Origin of the sequence: Streptomyces globisporus C-1027 (assembly GCF_000261345.2) — a bacterium.
Classification (GTDB): Bacteria; Actinomycetota; Actinomycetes; order Streptomycetales; family Streptomycetaceae; genus Streptomyces; species Streptomyces pakalii.
The window spans coordinates 4977104-5001288 of the sequence record NZ_CP013738.1 but is presented as its reverse complement, the minus strand read 5'-3'; the positions used below and the strand labels follow the sequence as shown (position 1 = coordinate 5001288).

Genomic DNA, 24185 nt, shown 5'->3' with positions numbered 1-24185 from the left:
CGCTGCCGGGGGCGGGGCCCGTTGCTGCACGGGTGCCCGTGCGGGCGGTACGGTTCAGCGGAGCTGAAGACCGAGAAGGAACGGGGATCGTCGTGAGCGAGCCGAATCCGTACGCGGACGACGCGTACAAGTGGGGCCCGCCCCAGCAGCCGGGCCACCAGCCCACCGTCGCGGACGGCCAGGCGTACGGCTATCCGAACCCGGGCGGCGCTCCGGCGTACGGCTATCCGCAGCCGCTGCCGGAGTCCGCGACCCAGCCGGGGCCGGGTTACGGATATCCCCAGCACGGTCAGCCGACGATGCCCGGCCAGTACCTCCCGGTGCCGCAGGGCGTGCCGGGCCAGGGCGGGGTGCCGGTGCTGTCGATCGGCGACATCACCGTGATGAACGACGCGATCGTCACCCCGTCCGGGTCGATGCCGCTCAAGGGCGCCGTGTGGACGGCGACGGACATGTCGCGTACGGAGGAGAAGATCCCGGCGCACGCGATCGTGCTGGCGATCATCTTCGCGCTGTTCTGCCTGATCGGGCTGCTGTTCCTGCTGATGAAGGAGAAGCGGACCACCGGCTTCGTGCAGGTCACGGTCACCAGCGGCGGCCGGCACCACTCGACGATGATCCCGGCGATGGGCCCGCACACCTTCCCTGCGATCATGGGCCAGCTCAACCAGGCCCGCTCCATGAGCATCTGAGCCACGGGCCCCGCTCATGGCACGTTTCGCGCACACGGTCACCGTCGCGGCCCTGGACCGGGGCTGGTTCGAGGAGGCCGCCGGCGCGCTGGTGGACCTCCTCGACGCATCCCGGGAGGGCCCGGGCGGATCGGTCGTGCTGGCCGACGGGCGGGCGGTGGAGGGCCTGCGGCTGCTGAAGGGGCGCCATCTGCGGTCGGGGGCGCGGTACGGGGAGGTCCCGGCGGCGCCCGAGGGGGCCGGGAAGGCCGGTACGGCCGCGGAGGCCGCCGCCGGCCCGGCGGCGCTCGCGTCGTCCGGGGCGGGTGACTGCTCCGCGACGCCCTCGTCCGTCGTCCTGCGTGCCTGGCGGCCGTCGCACTCCGTCGAGGTGGAGAGCCTCGTCGTGGAGGAGGGCATGTCCCTGAAGCTGGGGCTGCGGCTGAGCGAGCCCCGCAGGCCCCGCGCGGTGGAGCTCTCCCTGTCGGGGCATCAGCCCGGGGGCGGCTCGCTGTACCGCTTCTCGGGGCGCGGCAAGGCCGATCTGGCGGCTTGGTGGGCGGCCGTGGACCGGCTTCCCGGCGCTCCCCCGGCCGCCCGGCCCCCGGTGGCGGGGCGGGCGGTGCACCGGCTGGCCAAGGCCCGCCTCACCCTCACCCCGCACCCGGCCGACGACGGATCCTGGCGCATCACCGTCGCGCTGAGCCTGCGCGGGCGGTGGCTGCTGCGGCCGGTGGGCGCGGTGGTCCTGTTCTTCGCCCGGCGCCCGGTGGAGCGGGGCCTGCGGGAGGCGGCGGAGAGCGCGGCCGCGGAGTGGAACACGGCGCTCGCGGAGCTGACGCCGTTGCACGGCGAGGCGTTGCGCGCGGAGATCGCGGACGCGCTGGTGAACCCGGACGGGCCCGAGGCCCTCTGACCGACCCCCTGTAGCCCCCTTCTTGAACATGTTCAAGAAGGGGGCTACAGTCATGCCCAAGAGCAGTTTTGAACGCGTTCAAGGGAGGGTGGGGCATGGACCTCACTGTTGTCGCGTACGTCATCTACCTGCTGATCAGCGTGGCGCTCACCGTCTGGGTCGCCCGCACGCTCAGCCGCAACGGGCGGATCTTCCTCGCCGATGTGCTGCACGGGAACGAGAAGCTCGCCGACGCCGTGAACCACCTGCTGGTGGTCGGCTTCTATCTGGTCAACCTCGGGTTCGTCACGCTGTACCTGAAGAACGCCGACGGGGTGGCCGACGCCCGCGAGCTGTTCGAGGCACTCTCGGTGAAGGTCGGCGTCGTCCTGCTGGTGCTCGGCGTGATGCACCTGGGCAATGTGTGGGTGCTCAGCCGGATCCGCCGCCGCAGCGCCCTGGAGCGCGAACAGACCCCGCCGGTCCCGCCGCAGGGCTGGACCCCGCCGGCGGCCCAGGGCCCGTGGACCGCCCCCGCGGCCGGCCGGTGAGCCCGGTGGCCGAGGCAGCGCCCACCGAGCCGGCGGACCAGGCGCCCGAGCCGGCGCCCGCCGCGTCACCGGGCCATGCGCCCGGGCTCACGGCCTCGCCCGGGCGGGGGTCCGGGCCTGGGCCGCACGCCGTCGCCTGGCCCGGTCCCGTACGGCGGCTCACCGTGCTCTACGACGCCGGGTGCCCGCTCTGCGTCCATCTGCGGGGCTGGCTCCAGCGGCAGCGGCAGCTCGTGCCGCTGGATCCCGTCCCGGCCGGATCGGCCGAGGCGCGGCGGCGGTTCCCGGAGCTGGACCATGCGGCGACGTTCCAGGAGATCACCGTGGTCGGCGATCTGGGCCAGGTCTACCGGGAGACGGCCGCCTGGATCGTCTGCCTGTGGGCGCTGGCCAAGTACCGCGCTCGCGCCCACTGGCTGACCACCCCGGCCGGGCGGCCCTTCGCCCGGGGCACCGTGCTGGCCGCCGCCCGCTACCGCTCGATGGCGGTCCCGCCCTGCGCCCCCGGGGCGCGTGAGTGCGCCGCACCGCCCGGTGTCGGGTGGGGTCCCCGATAACCTTGGGCCCGTGGTGAAGGAAGAGAAGAACGTGCAGGAGAAAAGGCCGGCCAAGGCCGCGAAGAGCGAGCAGACCCGCACGCTGATTCTCGAGACGGCGCTCCGGCTCTTCGCGGAGCGGGGCTACGACCGGACGACCATGCGGGCCATCGCCCAGGAGGCGGGCGTCTCGGTCGGGAACGCCTACTACTACTTCTCCTCGAAGGAGCACCTGGTCCAGGGCTTCTACGACCGGATCGCCGGCGAACACGCGACGGCGGTCCGGCCGGTGCTGGAGGGCGACCGGGATCTGACCGTACGCATCAGGGGCGTGCTGCTGGGCTGGCTGGACGTGGCGGAGCCGTACCACCGCTTCGCCGCCCAGTTCTTCAAGAACGCGGCCGATCCGGACAGCCCGCTCTCCCCGTTCTCGGAGGACTCGGTGGCCGCACGCGACGCGGCGATCTCCATCCACGAGCGCTGCATCGCCGGGGCGGACGTCAAGAGCGACCCGGAACTGGCCCCGCTGCTGCCGCAGTTGATGTGGCTGATGCAGATGGGTCTGGTGCTCTTCTGGGTGTACGACCGCAGCGAGGGCGCCGAGCGCAGCCGGCGGCTCGTCGAGCGCACCGCGCCGATCGCCGCCCGGGCCATCGCGGTCTCGCGGTTCCGGGTGCTGCGCCCGCTGGTGCGGCAGGTCCACGGGCTGCTGGTGGAGTTCCTGCCGGGGGCCGGCACGGGTACGGCGACGGCCGGGGCGGGGCCCCGGCCGTCGGACTGACGTCACACGGAAGCGGTGCCCCCGGCCCTCGGCCGGGGGCGGCCCGTCAGATCCAGGCCAGTTCCCACAGGCGCCAGGTGCCGGTGCCGTCGGAGAGGTACTGGGATCCCGCGACCTCGGACTTGGCGACGACGTAGTCCTTCTTCTGCCACAGCGGCAGCAGCGGGACGTCCTCGCCGACGAGCGCCTGCATCTCCTTGAAGTCGCCCGAGGTGCGGCTGCGGTCGCTGAACTGCTGCGTGGCGGCGATCAGCTGGTCCATCTTCTTGCTGGAGTAGCCGCTGCGCAGGACGTTGCCGGTGCCGACGAGCGGCTGGCTGAAGGTGTCGGGGTCCGGGAAGTCGGGGAACCAGCCGACGGTGTACATGTCGTACTTACCGGCCGCGTACTCCTTCTGGTACTTCGTCCACTCCACGGCCTGGACCGAGACCTTGAACAGCCCGTCCTCCTCCAGCTGACGGCGCAGCTCGGCGGTCTCCTTGGTGTACATGTCGCCCTCGCGGTAGGCGAAGTCGATGGCGACCGGCGTCTGCACCCCGGCCTCCTCCAGCAGCTGCTTGGCGCGCGCCGGGTCGGAGGAGGGGTAGGCGTCGAAGAACGGGGTGCTGTGCCCGATGAAGCCGGTGGGGATCAGCGAGTAGAGCGGGTCGACGGTGCCCTGGTAGACGTTCCGGACCAGCGGCCCGCGGTCGAGGAGCGCGGCGACGGCCTGGCGGACCTTCTTCTTCCCGAACGGCGAGTCCTCCCGGGAGTTGAAGATGATGTTGCGGATCTCGGCGCTGGCCGCCTCGGTCACGCGCACGTCCGGGTCGTTGACGTCGAGGTCGGCGAGCGTCTCGGCCGGCAGCTGGCGGTGGGCGATGTCCACCTCGTCGTTGTCCCAGGACGTCTGCAGTTCCTCGGAGGTCTTGAAGTAGCGGATGTCGACCGCTTCGCCGGTCTTCTTGAGCGCGCCCCGGTACTTCAGGTTCGGCACCAGCTCGGCGCTCTTCCCGGGCTCGTACGCCTTGAGGACGTACGGGCCCGAACCGTCGACCTGGTTGCCCGCGCGGAGCCTGTCCCCGGGGTACTGGGTCGGGTCGACGATCGCCCCGGCTCCGGTCGCGATCTTCTGCGGGAAGGTCGCGTCCCCGCCGGACAGGTTGAACGTGATCGTGCGGCCCTCGGTCTTCACCGACTTGAGCGTCGGGAAGAGACCCGCGGGGCCGACCTCCGACTTGATGCGGAAGATCCGGTCGAAGGAGTGCTTGACGTCCTCGGCGGTGATCTTGCGGCCGTTGGAGAAGGTCAGGTCGTCACGGAGCTTGCACTGGTACGTCTGGAGCTTCTGCCCGACGAACCCGCAGCTCTCGGCGGCGTCCGGTTCCGGAGTGACGGCGTTGGGCTTGAACGTCAGCAGCGACTGGTAGATGTTGCTGTAGATCGCCCAGGAGCCGGCGTCGTAGGCGCCGGCCGGATCGAGCGAGGTGACGACGTCCGACGTCCCGACCGTGATCGCGTCGGTCTTCGCCTCCCCCGACGGGAGCAGTTGCCAGGCACCGACGCCCGCTATGACCAATACCGCGAGAATCGCGAGAATCCGTACCCGGACCGACCGCATTGCCGTGCTCTCCCTTACCAGCCCCACCTCGGCGGTCGCGTTTGTGACGCGCACGTCGCCGCATGTTCGCGCTCACCCAATCACACGATTTTCACATCTGGAAGAGTAAATGGGGCACTCACAGCCTTTTATTGGACACGTGCGGGAACCCCTGTCCGAAAAGGCTGTTTCCTGCCTGCCACCTGCGGGTTTCGGTAGCTGACGGTGACGCTTCGGTGTGGATTCCATGATGGCGGGCCGGAGCGTTCCGGACCGTCGCACCCGCAACTGGACTACGCCTGACGGGAGGCCAGCTCCACGACCGTGATGTCGGACGGGGCGCCCACCCGGACGGGCGGGCCCCAGGCACCCGCGCCGCGCGAGACGAAGAGCTGGGTGTCGCCGTAGCGTTCGAGGCCGGCGACCGTGGGGTTGGCCAGCTCGGCGAGGTAGTTCCCGGGCCAGAGCTGACCGCCGTGGGTGTGGCCGGAGAGCTGCAGGTCGACACCGTGCTCGACGGCGTCGTGGATGACGACCGGCTGGTGCGCCATCAGGACCGCGGCGCGGCCCCGGTCCCGGTCGCCCAGCGCGCGGCCGAAGTCGGGCCCCTGCCCCTCGGTCTCGCCCGCGATGTCGTTGACGCCGGCGAGGTCGAAGCCCTCGATCTCGACCCGGGCGTTCTCCAGCGGGACGAGCCCGAGTTCGCGGACGTGATCGACCCACTGCTCGGCGCCGGAGAAGTACTCGTGGTTGCCGGTGACGAAGTAGCTGCCGTGCCGGGCGCGCAGGGCGGCCAGCGGTTCGGCGGCGGAGCCGAGGTCCGCGACGGACCCGTCGACGAGGTCACCGACGACGGCGACCAGGTCGGGCGAGGTCGCGTTGATCGTGTCGACGATCCGGCGGGTGTGGGCGCGGCCGAGGATCGGGCCGATGTGGATGTCGCTGACCACGGCGATCCGGAAGCCGTGGGCGGCGCGGGGCAGTTTGGCCAGCGGGACGGTGATCCGCTGGACGCTGGGCCCGCGCAGCACGCCGTACGTGCCGTACCCGACGGTCGCGAGCCCGGCGGCGGCCGCCGCGCCGCCGACGACCCGGGAGACGAAGAGCCGGCGGGAGGGGTGGGGGGCGAGGGCGGGCGCGGGGGTGCTGGCTGCCGGTTCCGTTTCCGGTTCCGCCACGGGGTCGGAAGCGTCGGATGCCGTACGCGCCACCGCTTCCGAGGGGGCGGAGACCCCGGCGGAACCGGACGTCACCAGCTCTTCGGTACGGGGACGGGTCTCGTCCGGGGCCTCCGTGGGGGTGCCGGACGTCTCCGCGGGGGTTCCGGAAGGCGTTCCGCTTCCCGCCCCGGTCCGCGCCGCGTCACGCCGGGCGAGGACCCGCAGGAGCACCGGGCGTACGACCTCGCCCACGAGCAGCGCCAGCGTCAGGTAGAGCAGGCAGGCCAGCCACAGGAAGCCCGGCCAGGCCAGCACCTGCTGGAGCCAGAAGGGGGCGCCCACCCGGCCGGACGTCATGGCGCCGACGCTCAGCAGGGGCAGGACGAAGGCGGCGACGGTGCCCGCCCGGCGCAGCCGGCTGCCGGGCGCCGTCGTGTCACCGACGAAGCGCCGCCACACGTACCGGTGCACGGCACCGAGCAGCGCCAGCACCACGAGCCCCACCAGAGCGAAGACCACTGCAGCCATCCGAGCTTCCCCATGTTCCCGTCGTCATGCGCGCGTGTCGCGCAAAGCCCGGACTCCGCGCAACCCGATCACGCCGACCGCCGTCCCCAGAAGAAAGGACGTGATGGCGAGCAGCAGGTGCACCCAGAAGTAGCCGGTCGGATCACCCGCGTCGTCGAAGGCGAGGCCACTGCCGTCCTGCCACAGATTCTTGACGAAAGTGATCCAGATGAACCAGCTCCACACCCCGAACGCGAGCAGGAACCAGGACACGCGGCGGCTGAGCTTCATGGGTCCAGTATCGCCGTCGTCCCTGGGCCCCCTCCTCCGGGGTGGCGTCCTCCTCCGGGGTGACGTCCGAACGGGGCCGTCCTGGCGTTCCCTGCGGCGGGTCAGCCGGTCCGGGTCCGCATCCCCAACTTCGCCCTGTACGTTTCCGACCGTGCCTGCTCTGAAAAAGATCGCCCTCACGGTCACATCCGCCGCCTTGTTGTCAGGTTTCGTCCTCAGTCCGGCCGCAGCGGCCGACAAGGACAAGAGCGACGACAAACAGCCGAAGCCGCCGAGCACGATGTCCAGCCTCGGCGGGGAGCAGCTCGGCAAGGCCGGCACCCAGGTCAACCTGGGCGCGGGGGCGCCGGTGCTGCCGAAGAAGCTGTCGGGCCGGTCGTGGATCGTCGCGGACGCGGAGAGCGGGGATGTCCTGGCGGCGCACAACGCGCACTGGCGGCTGCCGCCCGCCTCCACCCTGAAGATGCTCTTCGCGGACACGGTGCTGCCCGCGCTCCAGCCCACCGAGACCCACAAGGTGTCGGAGAGCGAGCTGGCGGGGGTCGGCGAGGGCAGCAGTCTGGTCGGGATCAAGGAGGACCACACCTACACGGTCCACGACCTGTGGCTCGGGGTGTTCCTGCGGTCGGGCAACGACGCCGTGCACGTCCTCTCCGAGATGTACGGCGGTGTCCCGCAGACGGTGGCCGCGATGCAGAAGCACGCGGAGGAGCTCCAGGCCCTGGACACCGTGGTGGTCTCGCCCGACGGGTACGACGCGCCGCGCCAGGTCTCCAGCGCCTACGACCTGACGCTGATCGCCCGCAGCGGGATGCAGAAGAAGGACTTCCGCGAGTACGCGGCGACCGCGTCGGCCGACTTCCCCGGCGAGAAGAAGAAGGGGAAGAAGCGCGAGTCGTTCGAGATCTCGAACACCAACCGGCTGATCACCGGGGACATCGGCGTGGACCCGTACAAGGGCATCGCGGGCGTCAAGAACGGCTACACCACCCACGCGGGCAACACCTTCACCGGAGTCGCCGAACGCAACGGCAAGGTCCTCCTGGTCACGGTGATGAACCCGTCGGCGGAGGAGAGCCACGCCGTCTACAAGGAGGCCGCCCACCTGCTCGACTGGGGCTTCGCCGCGAGCGGCAAGGTGACCCCGGTCGGCCAGCTGGTGCCGCCGAAGTCCATCGACACCGGAACCACCACCGGCGGCAAGGGGTCGGCGCCCGCCGCCGGCGCGGACCAGGGCACGGGGGGCCAGGAGGAGGCCACGCACGCCTCCGCGTCGAGGGGTTCCAGCGGGGTCGGGGTCGCCCTGGCGATCATCGGCGGTCTGCTGATGGTCGTGGCCACCGCGGCATACCTGGTGAACCGCCGCTGGCCGCTGGGCGGCCGCACCAAGGCGGAGCCGGACGCACCCGAGACGAAGGACCCGGCCGAGACGAAGGACGTGGCCGAGACGAAGGCCCCGGAAACGGCGGAGACCGCCGAGGCGGCCGCCTCCGTCGCCGAGGGCACCGCAAAGCCCGCCGACAAGTCCTAGGCGCGGGTGGAGCCGCCGGGCGCCTCGGCCCCGGCGGCTTTCTGCTCCGCCCCGGCCTCCTTCTCCGCCCCGGACTCCTCGTCCGGCTGTCCCACGCTCTCCTCCTCCTTGCTCCCGGTCGCCGTCCAGGCGGCGCAGAACAGCAGCAGCTTCGCGGTGAAGTTGATCCACAGGAGCAGGGCGATCGGCACGCCGAACGCGCCGTACATGCTCTTGCCCGCCACGTCCCTCATATAGCTGCCGAGCAGCAGCTTGAGCAGTTCGAAGCCGACCGCCCCGAGCAGCGCCGCGACCACCAGCCGCCGCCGGGGCGGCTCCACGCCGGGCAGCAGGGACAGCAGGTAGAGCAACAGCAGGAAGTCGGCGACGACCGCGACCGCCAGCGCGGCCACCCGGAGCAGGATGCCGCCGGCCCCGTTCTCGGGGATACCGATCTGGTCGGCCGTCCAGCCGACCGCCGTCGAGCCGACGGTGGAGACCGCCAGGGTCGCGAGCGCCGCGCCGCCGAGGCCGACCAGCAGCACGGCGTCCTTCACCTTGGCGACGACGGGGTTGGCCTCCTGAACGTCGTCCAGCTCCCAGACCGCGCGCAGGCACTCGCGCAGCGAGCCGACCCAGCCGACGCCGGTGAACAGCAGCAGCGCACCCGCCACCAGGCCGACCGTGCCCGCGTTGGCGACCAGACCGTCGATGCCGAGCTGGTCGGAGATGCCGGGCACCTGGTCGGCGAGCTTGTCCTTGATCGTGTCGAGCTGCTTGTCGCTCAGCAGAGCGGCGGCGATCGCCGCGCCGACCGCGATCAGCGGGAAGAGGGCGAGAAAGCTGATGAAGGTGATCGCCGCCGCGAGCCTGGCCCAGTGGACCCGGTCCAGCCGCTCGTAGGAACGCCAGGCGTGCGTCTCCATCAGCCGGGCGACCAGGGGCCCGATCACCGGGAGTTTCTTGAGCCAGTCCATGACGTCACGCGTACCCTCCTGAGCCCGGAACACCAGCGGCCCGCCCAGGACTCTTCCGGACCCACCCTGCGGATCTCCGTCACCATGCGCTGACACTCACTCCATCACCCGTTCCGGTGAGCGAATTCACCAATGCCGCAAAGGGGATTTCCCGGACGATACGGTCACCCTCATGTCCGTCGACACCGTGTCCTTGACCGGCTGGGGCCGCACCGCCCCGACGACCGCCGTGCGGTTCCGCCCCCGTGGTTACGAGGAGGCGGCCGCCGTCGTCCGGGGGCGCGGGCCCCGGGGCGTCATCGCGCGCGGACTGGGGCGGTCGCCCGGGGACGCGGCGCAGAACGCGGGCGGCTCGGTGCTCGACCTGTCGGGCCTGGCCCGGATCGGCGGGGTGGATGCCGCCGCCGGCGTGGTGCGCTGCGACGCGGGGGTGAGCCTGGAGCGGCTGCTGCGGGTGCTGCTGCCGCTGGGCTGGCTGCCGCCGGTCCTGCCCGGGACCGGCAGGGTGACGGTCGGCGGGGCGATCGGCTCCGACCCGCCCGGGCTCGACCACCGGCGGGCGGGTTCCTTCGCCCGGCACGTGAGCGCCCTGGAGCTGCTCACCGCCGACGGCGAGGTGCGTACGGTGCTGCCGGGCACCGCCCTCTTCGACGCGACCGCCGGGGGCCTCGGGCTGACCGGGGTGATCCTGGGCGCCACGCTCCGCCTCCGGCGCGTCAGCACGGGGCTGATGGCGGTCTCCACCGGGCGCGCCGGGGACCTGGACGATCTGCTGGCCCGTTTCACCGCGGGCGGCGACCGGCTGCCGTACGCCTCCGCCTGGGTCGACCTGACGGCCCGGGGCCGGGCGACCGGGCGCGGGATCCTCACCCGGGGGGAGCATGCGACCCCCGATATGTGCCCGGCGCACGCGGGGCGCACACGATTGTTCCCGCGCTCCGGAGCGGCACCGGGGAGATTCCCCTTCCCCGGTCTCCCGCCGCTGCCGGGCGGACTGCTGGGCCCGGCGGCCGCCGCCCTGTGCAACGAGGTCCGCTACCGCGGCTCGCCCCGCGCGCGGAGCGGTGAGCTGCGCCCCGTCCCTGCCTTCTTCCACGCCTCGGACGCCCTCCCCGACGTACGCCCGCTGTACGGCCGGGGCGGTCTGGTGCGCTACCGGTTCACCGTCGGACACGGCCAGGAGGAGACCCTGCACCGGGTGGTGCGCCGGATCGCGGCGCGCCGGAGCCCGGCCGTGCGGGCCGTCCTCCAGCGGTTCGGGGCGGCGGACCCCGGCCTGCTGTCGTTCGCCGCGCCCGGCTGGTCGCTGGAGCTGGATCTGCCCGCGTCCCTGCCCGGCCTGGGCCGCTTCCTCGACGGGGTCGACGAGGAGGTGGCCGCTGCCGGGGGCCGGGTCTGTCTGGCACAGGACTCCCGGATGCGGCCGGAGACGGCGGCCGCGATGTACCCGCGGCTGGCGGAGTTCCGGGAGCTGCGGGCGCGTCTCGACCCGGCGGGAGCGTTCCGCTCGGACCTGTCGCGCCGGCTCGGACTGTGATCAGCACCCTGAGAGTCCCACCCCATCTGACCAGGAGCTTTCCGTGAAGGATGCCTTCGGCGCCCCGCAGTCCCTGCTCGTCCTCGGCGGTACGTCCGAGATCGCCCTGGCCACCGCGCGCCGGCTGATCGCCCTGCGCACCCGCCGCGTCTGGCTGGCCGGGCGCCCCTCCCCCGCCCTGGACGCGGCCGCCGCCGAACTGCGCGGGCGCGGGGCCGACGTCCGCACCGTCGACTTCGACGCGCTGGACTCCGCCTCCCACGAGGTCACTCTCGGCAAGGTCTTCGCGGAGGGCGACATCGACGTGGTGCTGATGGCGTTCGGGGTCCTGGGCGATCAGGCGCGGGACGAGGAGGAGCCGATGGCCGCGGTCCGGGTCGCCCAGACCAACTACACGGGGGCGGTCTCCGCCGGGCTGGTGTGCGCCGGCGCACTGCAGGCGCAGGGGCACGGTTCGCTGGTGGTGCTGTCCTCGGTGGCCGGGGAGCGCGCCCGGCGCGCGGACTTCATCTACGGCTCCAGCAAGGCGGGGCTCGACGCGTTCGCCCAGGGGCTCGGCGACGCGCTCCAGGGGACCGGGGTGCACGTGATGGTGGTCCGGCCGGGGTTCGTCCGGACCCGGGCCACGGCGGGGCTGCCGGAGCAGCCGCTCGCGACCGGGCCCGAGGAGGTCGCGGAGGCGATCGTCACGGGGCTGCGGCGGCGCTCGGAGACCGTGTGGGTGCCCGGTTCGCTGCGGGTGGTGATGGCGGCGCTGCGGCACGTGCCGCGCCCGCTGTTCCGGCGGCTGCCGGTCTGAGCCGCCGGTCCGGCCTGTCGTCCGGTCCGCCGGGCTACGACGGGGCGCTCAGGGCCGCAGCGACGGGGCCGAGGACGACGCCTCGATGGTGTAGCCGCCCTGGGCGGGGACGGCGGGCGCGCCGCCGCCTCCGCCGAAGGGGAAGTCGCGGAGCTTGCGCCAGACGGCGTCCGGGCCCTGCTCGTACAGCGCGAAGGAGCCGCAGGTCCAGGCCGCCTCGTAGTCGGCGAGCTCCGCGTAGGCCCGGTCCATGGCCTCCTCGGAGATGCCGTGGGCCACGGTGACGTGCGGGTGGTACGGGAACTGGAGCTCGCGGACCAGAGGCCCGGAGGCGTCCCGGACCCGCTTCTGGAGCCAGGAGCAGGCCGAGGCGCCCGCGACGACCTGGACGAAGACGACCGGGGAGAGCGGGCGGAAGGTGCCGGTGCCGGAGAGCCGCATCGGGAACGGCCGGCCGGCCGTGGCGATCGTCTCCAGATGCGCCTCGATCGCGGGCAGGTCCGCCGCGTCCGCCTCCGTCGGCGGGAGCAGGGTGACGTGGGTGGGAATGCCGAAGGCGGCAGGGTCCCCGAAGCTCGCGCGGCGTTCCTGGAGCAGGCTGCCGTAGGGCTCCGGGACCGCGATCGAAACGCCGAGCGTTACGGTCCCCACGTCGTTCTCCTCCGTCGTCGGTGGTCGGTTTTCGGTCATGCCGCGCGGGCCGGGTGTCCGGCCCGCGCGTTCCGCCGCAAGTGTGACCCCTGCGGCCATGATCTCGCCAGGGTCCTTGGACTCAGTGCTTCGCGGGCAGGAAGCCCATCCGGTCGTACGTCTGCGCCAGCGTCTCCGCGGCGACGGCCCTGGCCTTCTCCGCTCCCTTGGCCAGGATGGAGTCCAGCGTCTCCGGGTCGTCCAGATATTCCTGGGTGCGGGCCCGGAAGGGAGTGACGAATTCCACCATGGCTTCGGCCAGGTCGGTCTTCAGCGCGCCGTAGCCCTTGCCCTCGTAACTGCGTTCCAGATCCTCCACCGGACTGCCCGAGAGGGTGGAGAGGATCGTGAGCAGGTTGCTGACGCCCGGCTTCTTCTCCTCGTCGAAGCGGATCACCGTGTCGGTGTCGGTGACGGCGCTCTTCACCTTCTTCGCGGTGACCTTCGGGTCGTCGAGCAGGTTGATGAGGCCCTTCGGCGTGGAGGCCGACTTGCTCATCTTCACCGCCGGGTCCTGGAGGTCGAAGATCTTCGCCGTCTCCTTGAGGATGTACGGCGCGGGGACGGTGAACGTCTGGCCGTACCGGCCGTTGAACCGCTCGGCGAGGTCGCGGGTCAGCTCGATGTGCTGGCGCTGGTCCTCGCCCACCGGGACCTGGTTCGCCTGGTAGAGCAGGATGTCGGCGACCTGGAGCACCGGGTAGGTGAAGAGGCCGACGGTGGCCCGGTCGGCGCCCTGCTTGGCGGACTTGTCCTTGAACTGCGTCATCCGGGAGGCCTCGCCGAAGCCGGTGAGGCAGTTCATCACCCAGCCGAGCTGGGCATGCTCGGGCACATGGCTCTGGACGAAGAGCGTGCACCGCTCCGGGTCCAGGCCGGCCGCCAGCAGCTGTGCCACCGCGAGCCGGGTGTTGGCCCGCAGCTCGGCGGGGTCCTGCGGGACCGTGATCGCGTGGAGGTCGACGACCATGTAGAAGGCGTCGTGGCTCTCCTGCAGCGCCACCCACTGGCGCACCGCGCCCAGGTAGTTGCCGAGGTGGAACGAGCCTGCGGTGGGCTGGATCCCGGAGAGCACGCGCGGACGGGCGGCCGCACCGGTGCGGCCCGTCTGCGGCTGGTCGGTGGGGAGCGAGGGGCGATCAGAGGCCATGGCCCCATTGTCTCAGGTGCCCGGGGCATCTCCGGCAGCCGGTGCGGAGCGGGAAGGGCGCGTCACCGCACGGTCCCGGAGCACGGGAGCGCACGGCTGAGACGAACCCCACATTCCGGCGCGCCCGGCGTACGGCGGCGGGCGCGCCGCCGGATGAAGGTTTCCCGGCGCGGGTCCCGGCCGACGATACAAAGTGGGCACCACCCTCCGCCCAGCCGCACGACGAACGGAGATCCCGTGTCGACCACGGAAACCGCCATCGCCTCCGCCGAGGCGCACAGCGCGCACAACTACCACCCGCTGCCGGTCGTCGTGGCCTCGGCCGAGGGCGCCTGGATGACCGATGTCGAGGGCCGCCGCTACCTCGACATGCTCGCCGGATACTCGGCGCTCAATTTCGGCCATGGCAACCGCCGGCTCATCGACGCGGCCAAGGCCCAGCTGGACCGCGTCACGCTGACGTCCCGGGCCTTCTACCACGACCGGTTCGCCGACTTCTGTACGGAGCTGGCGGCGCTGTGCGGCATGGAGACGGTGCTGCCGATGAACACCGGGGCGGAGGCCGTGGAGACCGCGGTGAAGACCGCCCGCAAGTGGGGCTACCGGGTCAAGGGCGTGCCGGACGGCATGGCCAAGATCATCGTGGCCTCGGACAACTTCCACGGCCGTACGACGACGATCGTCAGCTTCTCCACCGACCCGGAGGCGCGCGCCGACTTCGGCCCGTACACCCCCGGCTTCGAGATCGTGCCGTACGGCGATCTCACCGCGATGCGGGAGGCGATGACCGAGAACACCGTGGCGGTGCTGATCGAGCCGATCCAGGGCGAGGCGGGGGTGCTGGTGCCGCCGGCCGGCTACCTCCCCGGCGTACGGGAGCTGACCCGCGAGCGGAACGTGCTGTTCATCGCGGACGAGATCCAGTCGGGCCTGGGCCGGACCGGGAAGACGTTCGCGCTGGACCACGAGGGGGTGGTGCCGGACATGTACGTGCTCGGCAAGGCGCTGGGCGGCGGGGTCGTGCCGGTCTCCGCGGTGGTCTCGTCGGCGGACGTGCTGGGGGTGTTCCGGCCCGGTGAGCACGGCTCCACGTTCGGCGGGAACCCGCTGGCGTGCGCGGTGGCGCTGGAGGTGGTCGCGATGCTGCGGACCGGCGAGTACCAGCAGCGGGCGGCCGAGCTGGGCGACCATCTGCACCGGGAGCTGGGCCTGTTGACGGGCGGCGGCGCGGTGGAGGCGGTGCGCGGCCGGGGACTGTGGGCCGGTGTGGACATCGCCCCGGCGCTGGGCACCGGCCGGGAGATCTCCGAGAAGCTGATGGAGGAGGGGGTGCTGGTGAAGGACACCCACGGCTCGACGATCCGGATCGCCCCGCCGCTGGTGATCTCCAAGGAGGACCTGGACTGGGGCCTGGACCGGCTGCGTACGGTGCTGAGCGCCCGGTAGGACGCGGGTCCCACCGGAGGGTTCAGAGGATGACGTGGGGCAGGAAGCGGGCGTACTCGTCCGTGACCGGCCCCGCCGACTCCCGGATGCCGAGCCCCGCCGCCTCGCCCTCGACGGTCCACGCGCCGAGCACCACCCGGTTGCCGTCGATCTCGGGCAGCGGGGCCAGCTCCTGGTAGCAGCACGGCTCGTCGCGCAGGACGGGCGGCGAGCCGGGCCCGTGCAGGTCGACCCCGGCGCCCTCGCGGCCGAGCAGCGGCTTGGAGGCGTACCCCGCGCCGCCGGGTCCGGCCAGCTCACGCGGTCCGTCCAGGTAGGCGGGCAGCAGGTTCGGGTGGCCGGGGTACAGCTCCCAGAGGACCGCCAGCAGCGCCTTGTTGGAGAGGAGCATCTTCCAGGCGGGCTCGATCCAGCAGGTGGTGCCGGAGCCGCCGCCGTTGTCGAGGGTGTCCAGCACCTGCGGGCCGAAGCGGTCCGTGGCCAGCCACTCCCAGGGGTAGAGCTTGAAGCAGCTGCGGATGAAGCGCAGCCGGTCGTCGACGAACCGGCCCGACAGCCGGTCCCAGCCGATCTCCTCGACGGACAGCGCGTGCGTCTCCAGACCGGCCTGGTCGGCGGTCTCGCGCAGATACGCGACCGTCATCAGGTCCTCGCCGATCTCGTCGCCGTCCGAGTGGACGAAGTGCAGCGGGCCCGGCGGCAGCAGGGGCGCCTGCCGCTTCCAGGCGTCGACGAGCCGCTCGTGCAGGGAGTTCCACTGGTCGGCCCCGGGGAACCGGTCCTCCATCCAGAACCACTGCGCGCTCGCCGCCTCCACCAGCGAGGTCGGGGTGTCGGCGTTGTACTCCAGCAGCTTCGCCGGGCCGCTCCCGTCGTAGCGCAGGTCGAACCGCCCGTACACGGAGGGCAGTTCGGCACGGCGGCGCCAGGACTCGGCGACGAGCCCGGCCAGCCGCGGGTCGGTGATGCCGAGGTCGGCGAACCGGTCGTGCTCGACGATGTGCGCGGCGGCGGCCAGGCTCATCGTGTGCAGTTCCTCGACGACCTCCTCCAGCGCCTCGACCTCGGGCAGCGAGAAGACGTAGTAGGCGCTCTCGTCCCAGTACGGGCGGAGCGAATCGTCGGGGTAGCGGGTGAGCGGGTAGACGACGCCCTGCGCCTCGACGGTCTCCTGCCAGCCGGGGCGCGGCTCGATCGTGCGGCGTTCCACGGCGGTCAGCCGCCGCCGGAGCCGGAGCAGCCGAAGCCGCCGCGGTCGACGGCGGACTTGTCGAAGCTGCCGCCCTTCACCTTGCCGCTGTCGCTCTTGCCGCCGTAGTAGTACGAACCGCTGCCGCCGCTGCGGCACTCGGAGCTCGGCAAGGTCTTCTGGGTCGAGCGGTCGGCGCAGCGCTTGTCCGGCTCCGAGCCGCAGGAGGTGATCGTCAGGGCGAGCAGCCCCATGCCGCCGAGCACGACCGTGCTCGACCTCAGCCTTCGTCCGGCCATGTTCGGTTCTCCCCCGTGATACGTGTTCCGGTCCTGGCCACATCTGCGCAACCGGACCTCTTGTCAGACTAGTTCGACGGATGGCCGATTCGAAACCTGCGTTTCGTCAAGGGTTCCGCCACGGCCCTACGGCAGCACCCGGCACAGGGCGTCCAGCGCGCCCGCCCAGGCGCTCTCGGAGGGCGAGCCGTAGCCGATCACCAGGGCGTCGCGGGTGACCGGGGCCTCCGGGTGGCGGTAGCGGGACAGGCCCTCCAGCGCCAGACCCTGAAAGGCCGCCGCCTGGATCACGGAGCGCTCCGCGCCTGAGGGGAGTTCGAGGACCGCGTGCAGCCCGGCCGCGATCCCGCTGACCTCGATGCCCGGCGCGCGGTCCGCGAGCGCCGCGACGAGCTGGTCGCGGCGGCGGCGGTAGCGCAGCCGCATGGAGCGCACATGCCGGTCGTACGCGCCCGAGGCGATGAACTCCGCGAGGGTCAGCTGGTCGAGCGAGCCGGAGACCCGGTCGGCCATGCCCTTCGCCGCCATCACCTCGCCGACCAGGTGCCGGGGCAGCACCATCCAGCCCAGGCGCAACCCCGGGGCCAGCGACTTGCTGGCGGTGCCGAGATAGACCACCCGTTCCGGGTCGAGGCCCTGGAGCGCGCCCACCGGCTGCCGGTCGTACCGGAACTCCCCGTCGTAGTCGTCCTCCAGGATCAGCCCGCCGGTGGACCGGGCCCAGTCGACGGCGGCGGCCCGCCGGTCCGGGTGCAGCGGTACGCCGGTGGGGAACTGGTGCGCCGGGGTCAGCAGGACCGCCCCCGCCCCGCGCAGTGCGGCCAGGTCGCCGGTCCGGGAGCCGTGCTCGTCCAGCGGCAGGCACGGGATGCGCAGGCCGGCGTCGGTGAGCAGGTTCGTATGCAGGTCGAGGCCGTACGACTCGACGGCGACCTCCCGGACCCGGCGGCGGCGCAGCACCCGGCCCAGCAGCGCGACACCGTGGGCGAAGCCGGCGCAGACGACGATGCGCTCCGGGTCGGCGTACACCCCGCGGGCCCGCGCCAGGTACTCGGCCAGCACGGTGCGCAGTTCGGCGCGGCCCTGCGGGTCGCCGTAGCCGAAGACCTCGTCGGGCGCGGCGGTGAGCGCCTTGCGGGCGGCCTTGAGCCAGGCGGTGCGCGGGAAGCCGGACAGGTCGGGCGTGCCGGGCTTCAGGTCGTACCCGGCGCCGGTCCTGGCCGGCCGGGCGGGGACCGCCGCCGGGTCCGTGCGGCGCGGCGCGGACCGCTGGGCGACCCGGGTCCCCGAGCCCTGGCGGGCGGTGAGCCAGCCCTCGGCGACCAGTTCGGCGTAGGCGTCGGCGACCGTGTTGCGGGCGACGCCCAGGTCGGCGGCGAGCGCCCTGGAGGACGGCAGCCGGGTGCCGGGGGCGAGGCGGCCGGTGCGCACCGCCTCCCGCAGCGCCTCCATCAGCCCGCTGCGCAGCCCCTGGCCGACCGGCTCCAGATGCAGGTCCGCGCCGAAAGTGGCCCAGGAATCCGTCATGCCAATGGACCATACCGGCGGGCCATCGGGAACGTAGCGTCGTCCTCATGACCACCACGCACGCACACCATCACGCCCCCGCCGGCCTCGCTCCCGAGGAGCCGCAGCGGATCTCCGTCTCGCAGCTGCTCCCGGACGTCTACAAGGCGATGATCCGGCTCGACATCGCCGCCCGCCAGGGCCTGGACCCCGTCCTGGTCGAGCTGGTGAAGATCCGCGCCTCGCAGCTCAACCAGTGCGCGTTCTGCCTGGACATGCACAGCAAGGACGCGCTCGCGGCGGGCGAGTCCGCCGAGCGGATCGTCCAGCTCAGCGCCTGGCGGGAGTCGCGGCACTTCTACACGGAGAAGGAGCTGGCGGCGCTCGCGCTGACCGAGGCGGTCACCGTGCTCACCGACGGCTTCGTCCCGGACGAGGTGTACGCGGAGGCGTCCCGGCACTTCGAGGAGACCGAGCTGGCCCAGCTGATCGCGGCGATCGCCGTGATCAATGCCTGGAACCGCTTCGGCGTCACCGGCCGGCTGGCCCCCGGCCACTACACGCCGGGCGACTTCAAGAGCTGACCACGCGCGAGCGCCCCCGGCAGCGGCTGCTGCCGGGGGCGCTCGACGTACTACAAGTACTGCTGCGGCTCAGATGAGGCCGAGCTCGCGGACCGCGTCGCGCTCCTCGGTGAGCTCCTGGACGGAGGCGTCGATGCGCTTGCGGGAGAACTCGTTGATGTCCAGGCCCTGGACGATCTCGTACTTCCCGTCCTTCGTGGTGACCGGGAAGGAGGAGATGATGCCCTCGGGGACGCCGTAGGAGCCGTCCGACGGGATACCCATCGAGGTCCAGTCGCCCTCGGCCGTGCCGTTGACCCAGGTGTGCACGTGGTCGATGGCGGCGTTGGCGGCCGAGGCGGCGGAGGACGCGCCCCGGGCCTCGATGATCGCGGCACCGCGCTTGGCGACGGTCGGGATGAAGGTGTCGGCCAGCCACACCTCGTCGTTGACGACCTCGGCGGCGTTCTTGCCGGCGATCTCCGCGTGGAAGATGTCCGGGTACTGGGTGGCCGAGTGGTTGCCCCAGATCGTCAGCTTCTTGATGTCGGAGACGGCGGCGCCGGTCTTGGCGGCCAGCTGCGAGATCGCGCGGTTGTGGTCCAGGCGGGTCATCGCGGTGAAGCGCTCGGCCGGTACGTCCGGGGCGGCGGCCTGCGCGATGAGCGCGTTGGTGTTGGCCGGGTTGCCGACGACGAGGACCTTGATGTCGTCCGCGGCGTGGTCGTTGATGGCCTTGCCCTGCGGCTTGAAGATACCGCCGTTGGCGGCGAGCAGGTCGCCGCGCTCCATGCCCTTGGTGCGCGGGCGGGCGCCGACGAGCAGGGCGACGTTCGCACCGGCGAAGCCGACGTTCGGGTCGTCGGTGATCTCGATGCCGCGCAGCAGCGGGAAGGCGCAGTCGTCGAGCTCCATGGCGGTGCCCTCGGCGGCCTTGAGGCCCTGCGGGATCTCCAGGAGGCGCAGGTTGACCGGCACGTCCGGGCCGAGCAGGTGGCCGGAGGCGATGCGGAAGAGCAGCGCGTAGCCGATCTGGCCGGCTGCGCCGGTCACGGTGACATTCACGGGAGTGCGGGTCATGGCGGTCTCCGTTTAGACAGCTGGCGGTGGGGGTCCCGGCCCGCGGGGCCTGTCGTCCCTGGTGCCGGACCCTGGTGCTGGAGATCTCCTCCGCCCGGCCCGGCCTGACGACCAATCTTGACGTGAAGAGATTTCCAGCGGTCAGGCTATCGGACCCGGCCGGGCCGGACCGCCCGCCCCCCTGTGGCACCGCACACAAACGGTCACGCACCGCACGCGCGTGCAGTGCGTGCGTGCAGTGCGTGCGTGCAGTGCGTGCGTGCAGTGCGTGCGTGCGGTGCGCGCGTGCGGTGCGTGCGCGCCTGCTTGCGGCGGGGAGTCCCGGCCCCGCCGCACCGGTCTCACCCGGTGGCCGGGTCGGTGCAGCCCTGCGTGCCGGAGGTGAGCGTGGCGCAGGCCTTCGCGTCGGACGCCTTCTTCACCGCGACCATCGGGGTGTAGGCGTCGGTGTCCCCCATGACCTCGCCGTTCTGGGGGTCGGCGCCCCCGGTGATCTGCACAGTGTCGCCGATCGCCGCCTCGGTGAGGCGGGCCCAGGCTGCGGAGCAGACCTTGCTGTAGCGGACCTCGACCTTGCTGCCGCCGACCACGGCGCTGGCCACCGTACGGGCGAACTCGCCGCCGCAGCCCATCGCCTCGGGGTCCTGTCCGGCGCAGTCCGCACCGCTGCACTCGACGCCCACGGGCAGTTCGGTCGCCTCCGTCGTGGGGGTGGCCGACGGGGTCGGCGTCGCCTTGGCCGCGTCGTCGCCGCCCGGCGCGAGCAGCACGGCGCCGACCACGACGATCAGCGCGCCGACGGCCCCGACGGCGAGCATGAGGCCCTTCCGGGGGCCTCCGGGGGCCTTGCCCGCTGCGGTGCCGCCCGCTTTCCGGCCGGAGCCGGAGCCGCCGTCGGCGCTCTCCGCCGTGTTCCGCTCCGATCGCCGCCCGCCCTGGTGCGGCACGCCGTCGTACGGCCGGTCCCGGTGGTGGGAGGGGGCCGGTGCGGTGCTGCGCTGGGCGGGGACGATGAGCTGGCGCGTGTCGTCGTCGCCGGGCTCGTAGGCCCCGCCGCCGTACGGCCCCTTGCCGTGGGCGTCGCGGGGCGGGGCGTCCGTACCGGCCGGACCCACCGCGGTGGGGACCTGTGCACCGGAACCGGACGCGCCGCGCCGGCCGCCACCGGAGGACCGGCCGGACCGGCCGACGGCCGGAGCGCCGGGGGCCGTCGTGCCGAGCTCACCGAGAGCGGCGCGGGCCTGCGTGATGCGGATGGCCTCCATCGTCATGTCGTGGCGCATCTCGGCCCGGCTCCACGCCCGTTCCGCCAGCTCCCACATGGTGGTGAGGTGGTGCTGCGGGGTGCCCGTCACCTCGGCGAGCGCCACGACGGCCCCGCGCGGGGCGAGCAGCCGTCCGTTGAGATACCGCTCCCAGGACGTCTTGCTGTAACCCGTGCGGTCGGCCACGGCGTTGATGTTCAGTCCGCTGCGGTCGACGAGCCGGCGCAGCTGGCTGGCGAACTCCCTGATCTGCGGGTCGAGCTCTTCGGGCAGTGCCTTCCAACGAGGCATGGTGTTTCCCTTCCCCCCTCATGTCCCCCGGACGTGCTTGCTGTTCCCCGCCGCGACCGGTCCTCCGGCCCGCGCATCCCCCGGTCCGTCCGCCGTCGGTCCGTTGCCTTCCGGACCGTCAACCGGACTACCCACGAGGATGCGCGAATCCAGGGTGTCAGTTCCTGACGAGGGGGCGCACGGGAGCATTCGGGACGGGGTACGCATCTTCACGCGCCTCGAACACTGCGCCGGTCCTTGCCCGGCCACTGCTCTGCCTGCTCCGTGCCGCTCGGTGTGCCGTGACAGTCTGCCATCGTTGCGCGGCGATCACACCGTGCCGGAATGGTCACTTCCGTGCCACAGGCCACAGTGAGCGCTTGTTCCCGTCTTTCATGTCCATGACGCTGGAGTCCGGACGGGGCAAGGCCTCCCATCTCGCCGCATACCGGGGCTTCTTGCCCGGTAGGCCCCGTTCCGCCGTGGTGTCCGTCCCCCCTCGGGGGTGGGGACGGCCACCACGGGAACCCTCTAGCGGATCGTGAAGCGGACCGCGTCTTCGAGGATCGGGACGTCGAGCCAGGGCTCGGGCTGGGCGACCAGGGCGAGCAGCACGATCAGTGTGCCCATCACCCCGTACGTGACGAGGTCGGTGAAGCGGGACCGTACCGCCAGCATCCCGACCGAGGGCACCACCCAGCGCAGCACGGCACCGGTGATCAGCGCGCCGCCGATCAGGATGGTGCCGATGCGGAACGCCTGCTCGAACGGGTCCAGGACCACGATCAGCAGACCGAGGCCCGCCGCGCAGAGCACGGTGAGCAGCGGCCACTGCCGGGCCGGGGCGGGCGCGTCACCGGACGCCGCCCGGCCGCCGCCCTCGGGGCGGGCGGTGTCCCGGGTGAACCGGGGGAACCGCCGCGACCTGCGGGGCCGCCCGGCCGACGCGGGGCCGTCGGCCGGCGCGGCGTCGCTCCGCCCGGCGGAGCCGCCGGATTCGCCCGGGCCGCCGGAACCGCCGGGACCGCCCTGCCCGTCGGCGGCCTCGCCGGAAGCGGGGGCTTCGGAAGCGCCCTCGTCGCGGCCGCCCTGCCCGTCGGTCTCGCCCGCCGGGGCGGGGTCGGCCGGACTCCTACCAGCACCCATGGGGGCTCCCTCCGGATCCGGCCGTCAGCCCGCGGCGGCGGCGTCGGCGGCCTCGGCGGCGGCCCGCTCGGCCGCCTCGACCACGTTGACCAGCAACTGCGCACGGGTCATCGGGCCGACGCCCCCGGGGTTCGGGGCGACCCAGGCGGCCACCTCGCGGACCCCCGGGTGCACATCGCCGACGATCTTGCCGTCCGCGTCCCGGCTGACGCCGACGTCGAGCACGGCCGCGCCCGGCTTCACGTCCTCGGGCTTGATCAGGTGCTGCACCCCGGCGGCGGCGACGATGATGTCGGCCTGGCGCAGGTGCGAGGAGAGGTCCCGGGTGCCGGTGTGGCACTGGGTCACCGTGGCGTTCTCCGACTTGCGGGTCAGCAGCAGCGGGATCGACCGGCCGATGGTGACACCGCGTCCGACGACCACCACGTGCGCCCCGTTGATCTCGACGCCGTGCGCGCGCAGCAGCTGGACGACGCCCTGCGGGGTGCAGGGCAGCGGGCCGGTCTCGTTGAGGACGAGGCGGCCGAGGCTCATCGGGTGCAGCCCGTCGGCGTCCTTCGCCGGGTCCATCAGCTCCAGGACCCGGTTGGTGTCGATGCCCTTGGGCAGCGGCAGCTGGACGATGTAGCCGGTGCACTCCGGGTTGGCGTTCAGCTCCCGGACGACGTCCTCGATCTCCTCCTGGGTGGCGGTGTCGGGGAGTTCGCGCTGGATGGAGCCGATGCCGACCTGGGCGCAGTCACGGTGCTTGCCGTTGACGTACCACCGGCTGCCCGGGTCGTCCCCGACGAGCAGGGTGCCGAGGCCGGGAGTGATCCCCTGGGCCTTGAGGGCCGCCACACGGACGGTCAGATCGGATTTGATCGCGGCAGCGGTGGCCTTGCCATCGAGAATCTGGGCAGTCATGGGCCCATCCTCGCGGATGACCCCGCCCGCATACCAATTGCCGGTGCCACGCCCGTACGGGACATTGCACTTGCACAACGTCCGGGGCCCCGGACTGGACAAACAAGGGTCCCGCTTATAACGATGAAGGCCGCGGTTGTACGGGGGGCGGGCCGCTGATCGATGTCCTTCCTCCGTGTGGCCATCTCGTCCCCACACGTCTGTTGAAGGAACACCCTTTATGAGCTTCGGCGACCCGAACAACCCGTACGGGCAGCAGCCCGGCCAGCCTCCCCAGGGCCCGCCGCAGGGACAGCCCGGTTACGGCTACCCGCAGCAGGCTCCGCAGGGCGTCCCGCAGCAGGGCTACGGCTATCCGCAGCAGCAGCCCGGCCAGCCGTACGGGGCCTACCCGCAGCAGCCGGGTTACGGCGGCCAGCAGCCCGGTTACGGCGGCGGCATGCCGGAGCTGGCCCACTGGGGTCTGCGCTTCGGCGGTCTGATCGTCGACGGGCTCGTCATGATGGTCCCGTACATCCTCGTCATCATCGGCGGCGCGGTCGGCGAATCGTTCGGCGCGATCCTCGCCGTCATCGGCTTCCTGGGCCTCATCGCCGTCGCGATCTGGCAGCTGTACCAGGAGGGCACCACCGGTCAGACGATCGGCAAGAAGGCCGTGGGCATCCGCCTGCTGCGCGAGGCCGACGGCCGTCCGCTCGGCTTCGGCATGGCCTTCGTCCGCCGGCTGGCCCACTTCCTGGACAGCCTCGCCTGCTACATCGGCTGGCTGTGGCCGCTGTGGGACGAGAAGAAGCAGACGTTCGCGGACAAGGTCTGCTCGTCCGTGGTCGTCAAGGCCAACTGACGCTCCTACCCGGACTCTTCCGGACCTGCCGCGAGGG

The 24185-nt window shown here is 72.4% G+C and carries 24 protein-coding genes; 11 read left to right on the top strand and 13 right to left on the bottom strand.

Going from position 1 to position 24185, the window contains the following annotated elements; all coding sequences use genetic code 11:
* Nucleotides 1-92: 92 nt before the first annotated feature.
* From WQO_RS22110 to WQO_RS22090, 5 genes are all read left to right on the top strand, one after another.
* The gene (locus WQO_RS22110; protein ID WP_010058615.1) at nt 93-692 is read left to right on the top strand and encodes a hypothetical protein; all 600 of its coding nucleotides are present in this window, start codon (nt 93-95) and stop codon (nt 690-692) included.
* A 16-nt stretch (nt 693-708) separates the two neighbouring features.
* Nucleotides 709-1587 carry a hypothetical protein gene (locus WQO_RS22105; RefSeq protein ID WP_010058616.1) on the top strand — a complete coding sequence of 293 codons (879 nt, stop codon included), beginning with the start codon at nt 709-711 and terminating at the stop codon, nt 1585-1587.
* A gap of 95 nt (nt 1588-1682) precedes the next feature.
* Entirely contained in the window at nt 1683-2117 is a 435-nt protein-coding gene (locus WQO_RS22100) for a hypothetical protein (protein WP_010058617.1), read from the top strand.
* A 164-nt stretch (nt 2118-2281) separates the two neighbouring features.
* The gene (locus tag WQO_RS22095; protein WP_029182103.1) at nt 2282-2674 is read left to right on the top strand and encodes a thiol-disulfide oxidoreductase DCC family protein; all 393 of its coding nucleotides are present in this window, start codon (nt 2282-2284) and stop codon (nt 2672-2674) included.
* A gap of 10 nt (nt 2675-2684) precedes the next feature.
* On the top strand, nt 2685-3434 hold the full coding sequence (locus tag WQO_RS22090) for a TetR/AcrR family transcriptional regulator (protein ID WP_010058619.1): 750 nt from the start codon (nt 2685-2687) through the stop codon (nt 3432-3434).
* A 46-nt stretch (nt 3435-3480) separates the two neighbouring features.
* Here the strand turns inward: WQO_RS22090 and WQO_RS22085 are convergent, their stop codons facing one another.
* The 3 genes from WQO_RS22085 to WQO_RS36905 form a co-directional block, all read right to left on the bottom strand.
* Nucleotides 3481-5034 carry an ABC transporter substrate-binding protein gene (locus WQO_RS22085; RefSeq protein WP_010058621.1) on the bottom strand — a complete coding sequence of 518 codons (1554 nt, stop codon included), beginning with the start codon at nt 5032-5034 and terminating at the stop codon, nt 3481-3483.
* Between the two features lie 272 nt (nt 5035-5306).
* A complete protein-coding gene (locus WQO_RS22080; RefSeq protein WP_010058623.1) occupies nt 5307-6692 on the bottom strand; it encodes a metallophosphoesterase in 1386 nt (461 codons plus the stop codon).
* Between the two features lie 33 nt (nt 6693-6725).
* Complete coding sequence (locus WQO_RS36905) at nt 6726-6971, bottom strand: SCO4848 family membrane protein (protein WP_010058624.1); 246 nt, start codon at nt 6969-6971, stop codon at nt 6726-6728.
* Between the two features lie 151 nt (nt 6972-7122).
* On the opposite strand from WQO_RS36905, the gene WQO_RS22070 reads away from it, so the two are divergent.
* Nucleotides 7123-8502: a D-alanyl-D-alanine carboxypeptidase family protein gene (locus WQO_RS22070; protein ID WP_029182104.1), complete on the top strand. Its 1380-nt coding sequence runs from the start codon at nt 7123-7125 to the stop codon at nt 8500-8502.
* Here WQO_RS22070 and WQO_RS22065 read toward each other — a convergent pair.
* A complete protein-coding gene (locus tag WQO_RS22065) occupies nt 8499-9458 on the bottom strand; it encodes a YihY/virulence factor BrkB family protein (protein WP_010058626.1) in 960 nt (319 codons plus the stop codon). The genes WQO_RS22070 and WQO_RS22065 overlap by 4 nt on opposite strands.
* 172 nt (nt 9459-9630) lie before the next feature.
* On the opposite strand from WQO_RS22065, the gene WQO_RS22060 reads away from it, so the two are divergent.
* Nucleotides 9631-10995 carry an FAD-binding oxidoreductase gene (locus tag WQO_RS22060; protein WP_058954065.1) on the top strand — a complete coding sequence of 455 codons (1365 nt, stop codon included), beginning with the start codon at nt 9631-9633 and terminating at the stop codon, nt 10993-10995.
* A gap of 43 nt (nt 10996-11038) precedes the next feature.
* Nucleotides 11039-11794, top strand: coding sequence for a decaprenylphospho-beta-D-erythro-pentofuranosid-2-ulose 2-reductase (locus WQO_RS22055; RefSeq protein ID WP_010058629.1), 756 nt, complete (start codon nt 11039-11041; stop codon nt 11792-11794).
* A 48-nt stretch (nt 11795-11842) separates the two neighbouring features.
* On the opposite strand, the gene WQO_RS22050 is transcribed toward WQO_RS22055, so the two are convergent.
* Together WQO_RS22050 and trpS are read right to left on the bottom strand one after the other, a co-directional pair.
* Entirely contained in the window at nt 11843-12445 is a 603-nt protein-coding gene (locus WQO_RS22050; RefSeq protein WP_010058631.1) for a 2'-5' RNA ligase family protein, read from the bottom strand.
* A 121-nt stretch (nt 12446-12566) separates the two neighbouring features.
* Nucleotides 12567-13559 (bottom strand): tryptophan--tRNA ligase, encoded by a 993-nt coding sequence (trpS, locus tag WQO_RS22045; protein ID WP_029182105.1) that lies wholly within the window; start codon nt 13557-13559, stop codon nt 12567-12569.
* Nucleotides 13560-13871: 312 nt separating this feature from the next.
* Here trpS and rocD point away from each other — a divergent pair, with 312 nt between their 5' ends.
* Nucleotides 13872-15080: an ornithine--oxo-acid transaminase gene (gene rocD, locus WQO_RS22040; protein ID WP_010058635.1), complete on the top strand. Its 1209-nt coding sequence runs from the start codon at nt 13872-13874 to the stop codon at nt 15078-15080.
* Between the two features lie 22 nt (nt 15081-15102).
* Here rocD and WQO_RS22035 read toward each other — a convergent pair whose 3' ends face one another.
* The 3 genes from WQO_RS22035 to pdxR all read right to left on the bottom strand — a co-directional run bounded on the left by WQO_RS22035 (nt 15103) and on the right by pdxR (nt 18095).
* On the bottom strand, nt 15103-16290 hold the full coding sequence (locus WQO_RS22035) for a glutathionylspermidine synthase family protein (protein ID WP_010058637.1): 1188 nt from the start codon (nt 16288-16290) through the stop codon (nt 15103-15105).
* A gap of 5 nt (nt 16291-16295) precedes the next feature.
* Entirely contained in the window at nt 16296-16568 is a 273-nt protein-coding gene (locus WQO_RS22030) for a hypothetical protein (RefSeq protein WP_010058639.1), read from the bottom strand.
* Nucleotides 16569-16694: 126 nt separating this feature from the next.
* Nucleotides 16695-18095: a MocR-like pyridoxine biosynthesis transcription factor PdxR gene (gene pdxR, locus WQO_RS22025; protein WP_010058640.1), complete on the bottom strand. Its 1401-nt coding sequence runs from the start codon at nt 18093-18095 to the stop codon at nt 16695-16697.
* A gap of 47 nt (nt 18096-18142) precedes the next feature.
* Between pdxR and WQO_RS22020 the strand changes: the two genes are divergently transcribed.
* The gene (locus tag WQO_RS22020) at nt 18143-18658 is read left to right on the top strand and encodes a carboxymuconolactone decarboxylase family protein (protein WP_010058641.1); all 516 of its coding nucleotides are present in this window, start codon (nt 18143-18145) and stop codon (nt 18656-18658) included.
* 69 nt (nt 18659-18727) lie between these two features.
* Here WQO_RS22020 and WQO_RS22015 read toward each other — a convergent pair whose 3' ends face one another.
* The 4 genes from WQO_RS22015 to WQO_RS22000 all read right to left on the bottom strand — a co-directional run bounded on the left by WQO_RS22015 (nt 18728) and on the right by WQO_RS22000 (nt 23304).
* Nucleotides 18728-19717, bottom strand: coding sequence for a malate dehydrogenase (locus WQO_RS22015; RefSeq protein WP_010058642.1), 990 nt, complete (start codon nt 19715-19717; stop codon nt 18728-18730).
* Between the two features lie 341 nt (nt 19718-20058).
* The gene (locus tag WQO_RS22010) at nt 20059-21273 is read right to left on the bottom strand and encodes a helix-turn-helix domain-containing protein (protein ID WP_058954064.1); all 1215 of its coding nucleotides are present in this window, start codon (nt 21271-21273) and stop codon (nt 20059-20061) included.
* A gap of 510 nt (nt 21274-21783) precedes the next feature.
* On the bottom strand, nt 21784-22398 hold the full coding sequence (locus WQO_RS22005) for a DUF3017 domain-containing protein (RefSeq protein WP_010058644.1): 615 nt from the start codon (nt 22396-22398) through the stop codon (nt 21784-21786).
* A gap of 24 nt (nt 22399-22422) precedes the next feature.
* Nucleotides 22423-23304, bottom strand: a complete 882-nt coding sequence (locus tag WQO_RS22000) for a bifunctional methylenetetrahydrofolate dehydrogenase/methenyltetrahydrofolate cyclohydrolase (protein WP_010058645.1) — start codon at nt 23302-23304, stop codon at nt 22423-22425.
* 220 nt (nt 23305-23524) lie between these two features.
* Here WQO_RS22000 and WQO_RS21995 point away from each other — a divergent pair, with 220 nt between their 5' ends.
* Nucleotides 23525-24148 (top strand): RDD family protein, encoded by a 624-nt coding sequence (locus WQO_RS21995; RefSeq protein WP_010058647.1) that lies wholly within the window; start codon nt 23525-23527, stop codon nt 24146-24148.
* The last annotated feature ends 37 nt before the right edge of the window (nt 24149-24185 follow it).

What these genes read in the sequence shown, in the direction of transcription:
- WQO_RS36905 (WP_010058624.1), bottom strand. Translation starts at nt 6,971, where the DNA reads ATGAAGCTCAGCCGCCGCGTGTCCTGGTTCCTGCTCGCGTTCGGGGTG.
- WQO_RS22105 (WP_010058616.1), top strand. Translation starts at nt 709, where the DNA reads ATGGCACGTTTCGCGCACACGGTCACCGTCGCGGCCCTGGACCGGGGC.
- WQO_RS22020 (WP_010058641.1), top strand. Translation starts at nt 18,143, where the DNA reads ATGACCACCACGCACGCACACCATCACGCCCCCGCCGGCCTCGCTCCC.
- pdxR (WP_010058640.1), bottom strand. Translation starts at nt 18,095, where the DNA reads ATGACGGATTCCTGGGCCACTTTCGGCGCGGACCTGCATCTGGAGCCG.
- WQO_RS22060 (WP_058954065.1), top strand. Translation starts at nt 9,631, where the DNA reads ATGTCCGTCGACACCGTGTCCTTGACCGGCTGGGGCCGCACCGCCCCG.
- WQO_RS22005 (WP_010058644.1), bottom strand. Translation starts at nt 22,398, where the DNA reads ATGGGTGCTGGTAGGAGTCCGGCCGACCCCGCCCCGGCGGGCGAGACC.
- WQO_RS22065 (WP_010058626.1), bottom strand. Translation starts at nt 9,458, where the DNA reads ATGGACTGGCTCAAGAAACTCCCGGTGATCGGGCCCCTGGTCGCCCGG.
- WQO_RS22015 (WP_010058642.1), bottom strand. Translation starts at nt 19,717, where the DNA reads ATGACCCGCACTCCCGTGAATGTCACCGTGACCGGCGCAGCCGGCCAG.
- WQO_RS22030 (WP_010058639.1), bottom strand. Translation starts at nt 16,568, where the DNA reads ATGGCCGGACGAAGGCTGAGGTCGAGCACGGTCGTGCTCGGCGGCATG.
- WQO_RS22010 (WP_058954064.1), bottom strand. Translation starts at nt 21,273, where the DNA reads ATGCCTCGTTGGAAGGCACTGCCCGAAGAGCTCGACCCGCAGATCAGG.
- WQO_RS21995 (WP_010058647.1), top strand. Translation starts at nt 23,525, where the DNA reads ATGAGCTTCGGCGACCCGAACAACCCGTACGGGCAGCAGCCCGGCCAG.
- WQO_RS22085 (WP_010058621.1), bottom strand. Translation starts at nt 5,034, where the DNA reads ATGCGGTCGGTCCGGGTACGGATTCTCGCGATTCTCGCGGTATTGGTC.
- WQO_RS22100 (WP_010058617.1), top strand. Translation starts at nt 1,683, where the DNA reads ATGGACCTCACTGTTGTCGCGTACGTCATCTACCTGCTGATCAGCGTG.
- WQO_RS22000 (WP_010058645.1), bottom strand. Translation starts at nt 23,304, where the DNA reads ATGACTGCCCAGATTCTCGATGGCAAGGCCACCGCTGCCGCGATCAAA.